The organism is Microbacterium sp. MEC084 (assembly GCF_004514465.2).
Taxonomy (GTDB): Bacteria; Actinomycetota; Actinomycetes; order Actinomycetales; family Microbacteriaceae; genus Microbacterium.
In genome coordinates, this window is sequence record NZ_MYFP02000004.1 from 222011 (window position 1) to 230166 (window position 8156).

The following is an 8156-nucleotide window of genomic DNA, read 5'->3' on the forward strand; positions in this document are numbered from 1 at the left end:
ATCGGGAGAAGGCGGCCCGTGAGGGCGGACGGTGGACGAGCGGTCGGCCGTCGCACGGGACAAGGAGGAATGCGTGAGACCAGGAAGCCGGCCGCCCGATCATCCTTGTGCGGCGGAGGAGTCCTTGTCCGGCGTGACCTTAGGCTTCCGGCATGGAGTTCGAGCGGGCGCGGGGCGTCGCCGGGGCATGGCGGCAGGTGGAGTCGACCGGGTCGACCAACGCGGATCTGGTGGCCGCGGCCGCCGATGCGTCGCTGCCGCACCTGTCGGTGCTGCTCACGCGCGACCAGCGCGCCGGGCGCGGCCGCCTGGACCGCGTGTGGCAGGCGCCGGCGGACTCCGCGCTCGCCGTGTCCGTGCTGGTGCGCGTGCCCGAGGTGCCGCCCGCCGCGCGCGGATGGATTCCGCTCGCCGCGGGCGCCGCGATGGCCCACGCGGTCGCGGCGCAGCTGCCGGGCCGCGGAGTCGGGGTGAAGTGGCCCAACGACGTGCTGGTCGACGGACGCAAGATCTGCGGCATCCTCGCGGAGGGCACCGGCGATCCGGATGCGGTCGTGATCGGGTCCGGCGTGAACACGGCGATGGCCGCGGAGGACCTGCCGGTGCCGACCGCGACGTCCTTCGCCGCGCTCGGGGAGTCCTGCGACGAGGACGCGCTCGTGGCCGACTACCTCGCGGAGCTCGACCGGCTGCTCGGCGCGCTCGCCGCGTCGGGCGCCCCCGGCGTGCACGGCGTGGTCGCGGAGCGCTGCGTGACGATCGGACGCGAGGTCGCGGTGTCCCTGCCGGACGGCTCGACGCTGCGGGGCCGAGCCCGCGCGCTCGACGCGGAGGGCCGCCTCCTGGTCGGCGACCGTGCCGTGTCGGCGGGCGACGTCGTGCACGCCCGCGCCGTCGGCTGAGCCCCCCCGGCGCGCCCGGCGGGCCGTGTCGGTCCCCGTGGGCACAATGGAGGGGTGAGCCAGCCGACCCCGGGTTCGCGTCCCGTGACGCCGCCCCCCGGCGCGCCCGCGCCCGAGCTGGTCATCGCCACGCTTCGCGGTCACGCCGGCAGCCTGGCGTGGTCGGCCGCGCTCCTCATCGCGGTCGCGGGAGCCGTCGGCTTCCTGTACGGCAACCTGCCTGCGCCCTTCGAGGACTGGATGCTTCTGGCGGCGGCGGGCGCGCTCGTGCTGCTCGGCGTCGTCCTGCCGTTCGCGGTCTGGCTGTCGCGCACCTACACGATCACCACTCGGCGGGTGATCAGCCGGAACGGCATGCTCTCGCGGTCCCGCGTGGAGATGTCGCACGCGCGGGGGTACACGGTCGGGACACGGCGGAGCGTGCTGCAGCGGATGCGCGGAACCGGCACCCTCACGCTGTCGGACGGCGTCGAGGGGCAGCTGGTCATGAAGGACGTGCCTGGCGCTGTTCTCATCGGAGAGGTCCTCGCCGACCAGGTCGAGATGAACCAGATCCTCGCGCACCGGGACAGCCTTCTTTAGATCGGGCGCTTTCTTTTCAGAAGTGAACGCTGTGGACGCGGGGCCGACGGGGCGACGAACGGGGTTGTGCGGGATGCGCGAAGATGGAGCCTGACCAACTTGGAGGATCTATGGGTATGCGAGTCGGCGTGATCGGCGGGGGACAGCTGGCGCGGATGATGATCGCGCCCGCGGTCGAGCTGGGCGTCGAGCTGCGGGTCCTCGCGGAGGGCGACGGGATGGCCGCATCGCTCGCGGCGACCTCCGTCGGCGACTACCGCGACGTCGACACCGTGCTGGAGTTCGCGAAGGACGTCGACGTCATCACGTTCGACCACGAGCACGTCCCGCAGCCCGTGCTGCGCGCGCTCGTCGACGCGGGCGTCGCGGTGCACCCCGGTCCGGATGCGCTGCAGTTCGCGCAGGACAAGCTCGTGATGCGCCGTCGGCTGGCCGAGCTCGGCGCGCCCCAGCCCGACTGGGCCGCCGTCGAGAGCCAGGAGGACCTGAAGGCGTTCCTCGACGACCACGGCGGTCGCGCGGTCGTGAAGACTCCGCGCGGCGGCTACGACGGCAAGGGCGTGCGCGTGGTGTCCGACGCCGCGGCCGCCGCGGACTGGTTCGAGGCCGTCGAGGGGCCGCTGCTGGTCGAGGAGCTGGTGCCGTTCACACGCGAGCTCGCGCAGCAGGTCGCCCGGCGCCCCGGCGGCGAGGTCGTCGCGTACCCCGTGGTCGAGACCGTGCAGCGCGACGGCGTGTGCGCCGAGGTCATCGCGCCCGCGCCCCGCGCGAGCGAGAAGCTGATGGAGGTGGCCGCCCGCATCGGCGTGACCATCGCCGAGGGCCTCGGCGTGACCGGCATGCTCGCGGTCGAGCTGTTCGAGACCCCGGACGAGCGCATCCTCGTCAACGAGCTCGCGATGCGGCCGCACAACAGCGGCCACTGGACGCAGGACGGCTCCGTGACGAGCCAGTTCGAGCAGCACCTGCGCGCCGTCCTCGACCTGCCGCTCGGCGCGACGGATCCGCTCGCCGACTGGGCGGTGATGGTGAACATCCTCGGCGGCCCGAAGGACGCCGGGCTCACCGACCGGTTCGCGGCCGCGATGTCCCAGCACCCGACGGCGAAGATCCACACGTACGGCAAGGACCCGCGTCCCGGCCGGAAGGTCGGGCACGTCAACACGCTGGGCGACGACCTCGACGACGTCGCGTACGAGGCCCGCGCCGCCGCGGACTTCTTCGCCTGATCGGGCGCGCCCACCCGGCGACCCGAGCGAAACGGTCGTGTATGCCGTCATTCCGGGCCGAAACCCGCCCGTTTCCCGGGTCGCATCCGGGAACGTCCAGGCTCTCGGCCTAGCCTGGGGCGCGTGCTGAATTCGTCTGACGTCCCGCTGATCGGCGTCGTCATGGGATCCGACTCCGATTGGCGCGTGATGGTCGACGCCTCCGCCGCCCTCACCGAGTTCGGCATCCCGCACGAGGTCGAGGTCGTCTCGGCCCACCGCACGCCCGACAAGCTGATGCGGTACGCCCGCGAGGCGCGCGGCCGCGGCCTGCGCGCGATCATCGCGGGCGCGGGCGGCGCGGCGCACCTTCCGGGCATGCTGGCGTCCATGACGCCGCTGCCCGTGATCGGCGTGCCCGTCCAGCTCAAGACGCTCGACGGCCTCGACTCGCTGCTGTCGATCGTGCAGATGCCGGCGGGCATCCCCGTCGCGACCGTGTCGATCAACGGCGCGCGCAACGCGGGCCTGCTCGCTGCGCGTATCCTGGGGGCCGCCGACCCGGCCGTCGCCGACCGCATCGAGGAGTTCGCACGCGACCTCGAGCGTCAGGTCGAGGAGAAGAACGCCCGGCTGAAGGACTCGCTGTGACCTCGCGGGCCACGAGCGGACCGGTGCGGTGACGGCAGCCGCCACGCGATCCCGCGGGGTCGCGCATCACGCGCGCCCCGCGATGGGGGGCGCTCTCATCGAGCAGCGCCCGCTGCGGCGCCCCGACCCGGCGGACGAGCGGATGATGACCCGCCGCGGCTGGTGGCTCGTCGTGCTCGGGTGGCTGATCCCGGGGTCCGCGCAGGCGCTGGCCGGCAGTCGCAGACTCGGCCGATTCGGCCTCGGCGCGACGCTCTGGGCGTGGGGGATCATCATCCTCTTCCTGCTCGGGACGCTGCTGTGGCGCGACGGCGTCGTGTGGCTGCTGACCTCGTGGCGCATCGGGCCCGTGAACGTGAGCGGCGCCATCCTGACGATCGCGCAGGTGCTGATCGCCGCGTACGGCGTGCTCTGGATCGTGCTCGGCATCGACACGCTGCGGCTCGTGCGCCTCGTGCGGACCCGCACGCCCGCGCGGTACGGCATCGCCCTGCTCTCGGTCGCGCTCATGGTCGTGTCGGGCGGCACGGCCGCCTACGGGGCGGGGACGGTCGGCGCGGCGCGCGACGCGATCGGCTCGGTGTTCGGCCTGGGCGGGCCCACCGTGCCGCCCAGCGAGGGGTACTACAACATCCTGCTGCTCGGAGCCGACAGCGGCGAGGGCCGCGACTCGATGCGATTCGACAGCATCTCGGTCGTCTCCATCCACGCCGAGACCGGCGCCACGACCATCACGGGCATCCCGCGCGACCTCCCGCACTTCCCGTTCAGCCCCGGTCCCATGCAGGACCTGTATCCGTACGGGCACGAGGGGCATGCGGACCCGGAGTGCGGCTGGGGCTCGGGCATCAACCAGCTGCGCACCGAGGTCGAGCTCTGCCGCGACGGCGCCGAGCTCTACCCCGACGCGGCCGGGCATGGCTCGTCGCCCGGGGTCGAGGCCACCAAGGACGCGGCCGAGGGCATCCTCGGCATCGAGATCCCGTACTACGTCTTCATCGACATGCACGGCTTCGCGGATCTGGTCGACGCCCTCGGAGGCGTCGAGATCGAGGTCACGCAGCGCCTGCCCAAGGGCGGCGGGCCCGCCTACGAGGGCCAGCCGGCCGAGGAGTGGGCGATCGGCTGGATCGAGCCGGGCGTGCAGCGCATGGACGGCGACACCGCGCAGTGGTACGCCCGCTCGCGCTACACGACCAGCGACTGGGACCGCATGAAGCGCCAGCGCCAGCTGCAGGAGGCGATCCTCGCGCAGTTCACCCCCGAGGTCGTGCTGACGCGCTTCCAGGCGGTCGCGCAGGCGGGCCAGAACCTGGTCGAGACGGACCTGCCGCAGTCGATGCTGTCGTACTTCGTGGACCTCGGGCTGAAGGCGAAGGAGCAGCCGGTCACCACGGTGGAGCTGGCGCCGCCGACCGTGCCCGACCCCGAGAATCCCGACTACCCGGCGATCCGCGAGCTGATCGCGGCGACGCTGCACCCCGTGGAGGAGACCGAGACCCCCGCGCCGTAGGTCGGTCTGCCCAGGCTTCCTCCCGGGCGGGCTGACTAAGGTTCGAGGCATGACGGTCACCCTTCGCGTCGTGCTCGACCAGCTCGTCTCCGCCACCCACCCCGACCTCGCGATGGCGTCGCGCGGCCTGGCGGCGGCGCTCGCCGAGACGGCGCCGTCGGGCTGCGCGGTCGAGGCGATCGCTCCCGCGGGCACGCTGCCCGCCATCGCGGGCGTCGCCCCCGGCCGGCGCCTCCCGCTCGGCCGCCGCGAGACCGCCGCCGCATGGCAGCTCGGCGTGGTGGCCGGTGTCGGCGGGGGGATGATCCACTCGCCGACCCTGCTGGCCCCGCTCGTGCGGCACGACCGCGTGCACGACCACGACCAGACCGTCGTGACCCTGTGGGACCTGCGCGCCTGGGAGGCGCCCGACGAGCTGCCGCGCGCCGTCGCGATGGCCGAGCGGGGCCTGCTGCGCCGCGCCGCGCGCCACGCGGACGCGGTGATCGTGCCGACTCACGCGATGGCCGAGAGGCTGGAGGTCTACGCGCGGTTCGGCGAGCGAATCCGCGTGATCGCCGGCGCCCAGCCCGACGGCTTCGCCGTGCCCACGGACGCGGACGCCCGCCGCCGCGAGCTGAAGCTGCCCGCCGGGTACCTGGTGATGGCGGGCGGCACCGCCGCCTCCGACGGGCTCGCGGCGGGCTTCCGCGCGGCGGCTCCCACCGGACTCGACGTCGTCGTGATCGACGTGCCCGAGGGGCAGGAGGAGGGCGTCTCCGCGCTCGCCACCTCGTCGGGGGTGGCGGCGGACCGCGTGCACGCGCGGTCCGGGCTCGATCAGGGCGACCGGGCGGCCGTCCTGGGCGCCGCGGCCGTGCTCCTTGCGACGGGACTGCGCGCCGCGTGGCCCTGGCGCGTGGTCGAGGCCATGGCGCTCGGCACGCCGGTCGTCGCGGTCGACACCGACGTGCATCGCGAGGTCGTGCTCGACGGCGGCCTGGTGGTCCCCGAGGCCGGCCTCGAGGATGCGCTCGTCGACGCCCTGGCGGACGGCTCGCTCACGGGCGACGCCGGCCGGCTGCGCGTGCTCGGGCGGGACAGGTCGCGCGCGTTCTCCTGGGCGGGGGCCGCCGAGCGCGTGTGGCAGGTCCACGCGGACCTCTGAAGCGACGACGCATCCAGCTTTCCCCGTGTCGCCCTGTCCTAGGATGAGTGCTCGTGCCGAGTGAACCCGAAGTCTCCGCGCCCGACCTGTTCGCGCACGTGCCGCGCTCGGAGTTCCAGACCCCCGGCACCAGCCGCGGGCTGCTCGACGTGTTCCGGTGGCACTACCTGCTGAAGCTCCTCGTGCGCACCGGCGTCACGACGCGCTATCGCAACTCGGTGCTCGGCTGGACCTGGTCGTACGTCCGGCCCGCCACGCAGTTCCTGGTGTTCTGGCTCATCATGGGCGTCTTTATGAAGCTCGGCGACACCGTCCCGAACTACCCGGTGTACCTGTTCAGCGGCATCATCGGCATCAACTTCTTCAACGAGGCGTTCGGCAACGCGACGCGGTCGATCGTCGGCAACGCGCCGCTCGTGCGGAAGGTCTACCTGCCGCGCCAGCTGTTCTCGGTCTCCGCGGTCTTCGTCGCGTTCGTGCACTTCCTCCCGCAGGTGGGCCTCCTCCTGATCGTCTGCCTGTTCATGGGATGGATCGTCAACATCACGGTCATGAGCGTGCTGGCGTTCCTCGCGGGCATCCTGATCCTGGCGATGGTCGCGTTCGGCGCCGGGCTGTTCTTCGGCGCAGTGAACGTGCGCTTCCGCGACGCCGAGCCGATCGTCGAGCTGCTGCTGATGCTCGTCACGTGGGCGTCGCCGGTCCTGTACTTCTGGACGATGGTGCGCGACGCGTTCCCCGGCTGGCTGCTGCAGCTGTACATGCTGAACCCCATCACCGTGGCGGTGGAGCTGTTCCACTACGCGTTCTGGGAGCCGGTGTCGCGCGGGCGGATCTCCGAGCTCGGCATCCCGCTGCACCCCGACCTGGGCTGGCTCACGCTGTGGGCCTCCCTCATCTCCTTGGCCACCATCCTGATCGGCCAGGCCGTGTTCCGCCGTCTCGAGGGGAGGTTCGCTCAGGACCTCTGAGCGACGCATCATGAGAGCCACCGCCCCCGTGCACACGCCGAGCATCATCGTCGACGGCGTCCGCAAGACGTTCATGCTCAATCACGCGCACTCGCTGAAGGACACGGTCGTCAGCTGGATCCGCGGCCGCAAGCTGTCGACGCAGTTCCACGCGCTCAACGGTCTCGACCTCGTCGTGAACGAGGGCGACTCGATCGCGATCCTCGGCTACAACGGCTCGGGCAAGTCGACCCTGCTCAAGCTGCTCTCGGGCGTCATGCAGCCGGACGGCGGGCACGTCCTGACGCGCGGCCGCGTCGCCGGGCTGATCGAGGTCGGCGCCGGCTTCCACCCCGAGCTGTCGGGTCGCGAGAACGTGTTCCTGAACGCCGCGATCCTCGGCATGCAGCAGAAGGAGATCGAGGCGCGGTACGACGAGATCGTCGCGTTCGCCGAGATCGGCCAGTTCATCGACCAGGAGGTCAAGCACTACTCGTCGGGCATGTTCATGCGTCTGGCGTTCTCGGTCGCGATCCACGTGGACGTTGACGTCCTGCTCGTGGACGAGATCCTGTCGGTCGGCGACGCGCCGTTCCGCGAGAAGTGCCGCGCCAAGTTCGAGGAGCTCATCGCCGCGGGGAAGACCCTCGTGATCGTCAGCCACGACATGGAGATGGTCCGCGAGCTCTGCAACCGCGCGGTCGTGATCCGCAAGGGCGAGCTCGTCTTCGACGGCGACGTCGACGACGCCATCCGCGCGATGGGGGAGTGACCGGCCCGCATCACGGAGAACGCGCCCTCGGCTGAGCCGGGGGCGCGTTCTTCGTCGCGGTGGGCTGTGGTCAGCGGCCCATGCCGGTGTAGGTCCAGCCGGCGGTGCGCCAGGCGGTGGGGTCGAGGATGTTGCGGCCGTCGAAGACGACGGGGCGGGTGACCTGGGCGGCGGTGGTGACGGGGTCGAGGGCGCGGTACTGCTTCCACTCGGTGACGATCACGACGGCCTCGGCGCCGGTGAGGGCCTGGTCGACGGTGTCGGCGTAGTCGAGCTGGGGGTGCAGGCGGCGGGCGTTGGGCATGGCCTCGGGGTCGTGGGAGATGACCTCCGCGCCGAGGCCCTTGAGGCGGACGGCGACGTCGAGGGCGGGGGAGTCGCGGATGTCGTCGCTGTCGGGCTTGAAGGCCAGGCCGAGCACGGCGACGCGG

General features: G+C 72.3%; 9 protein-coding genes. 8 read left to right on the top strand and 1 reads right to left on the bottom strand.

Features of this window, described 5'->3' with window-relative positions; all coding sequences use genetic code 11:
* Window positions 1-152 precede the first annotated feature (152 nt).
* The 8 genes from B5M43_RS06660 (at window position 153) to B5M43_RS06695 (ending at window position 7725) form a co-directional block, all read left to right on the top strand.
* Window positions 153-902, top strand: coding sequence for a biotin--[acetyl-CoA-carboxylase] ligase (locus B5M43_RS06660; protein ID WP_055990324.1), 750 nt, complete (start codon window positions 153-155; stop codon window positions 900-902).
* Between the two features lie 54 nt (window positions 903-956).
* Entirely contained in the window at window positions 957-1484 is a 528-nt protein-coding gene (locus tag B5M43_RS06665; protein ID WP_055990321.1) for a PH domain-containing protein, read from the top strand.
* A gap of 110 nt (window positions 1485-1594) precedes the next feature.
* Window positions 1595-2713 (top strand): 5-(carboxyamino)imidazole ribonucleotide synthase, encoded by a 1119-nt coding sequence (locus tag B5M43_RS06670; RefSeq protein WP_055990318.1) that lies wholly within the window; start codon window positions 1595-1597, stop codon window positions 2711-2713.
* 162 nt (window positions 2714-2875) lie between these two features.
* Window positions 2876-3343, top strand: coding sequence for a 5-(carboxyamino)imidazole ribonucleotide mutase (gene purE / locus B5M43_RS06675; protein WP_055990667.1), 468 nt, complete (start codon window positions 2876-2878; stop codon window positions 3341-3343).
* An 82-nt stretch (window positions 3344-3425) separates the two neighbouring features.
* Window positions 3426-4856, top strand: coding sequence for an LCP family protein (locus B5M43_RS06680; protein ID WP_055990315.1), 1431 nt, complete (start codon window positions 3426-3428; stop codon window positions 4854-4856).
* 49 nt (window positions 4857-4905) lie between these two features.
* Window positions 4906-6003, top strand: a complete 1098-nt coding sequence (locus tag B5M43_RS06685) for a glycosyltransferase (protein WP_134746744.1) — start codon at window positions 4906-4908, stop codon at window positions 6001-6003.
* Window positions 6004-6056: 53 nt separating this feature from the next.
* On the top strand, window positions 6057-6974 hold the full coding sequence (locus tag B5M43_RS06690) for an ABC transporter permease (RefSeq protein ID WP_230667732.1): 918 nt from the start codon (window positions 6057-6059) through the stop codon (window positions 6972-6974).
* Window positions 6975-6984: 10 nt separating this feature from the next.
* Window positions 6985-7725 (top strand): ABC transporter ATP-binding protein, encoded by a 741-nt coding sequence (locus tag B5M43_RS06695; RefSeq protein ID WP_055990309.1) that lies wholly within the window; start codon window positions 6985-6987, stop codon window positions 7723-7725.
* 70 nt (window positions 7726-7795) lie between these two features.
* On the opposite strand, the gene B5M43_RS06700 is transcribed toward B5M43_RS06695, so the two are convergent.
* On the bottom strand, window positions 7796-8156 hold a 361-nt coding region (locus tag B5M43_RS06700), incomplete at its 5' end, for a UDP binding domain-containing protein (protein ID WP_308068016.1).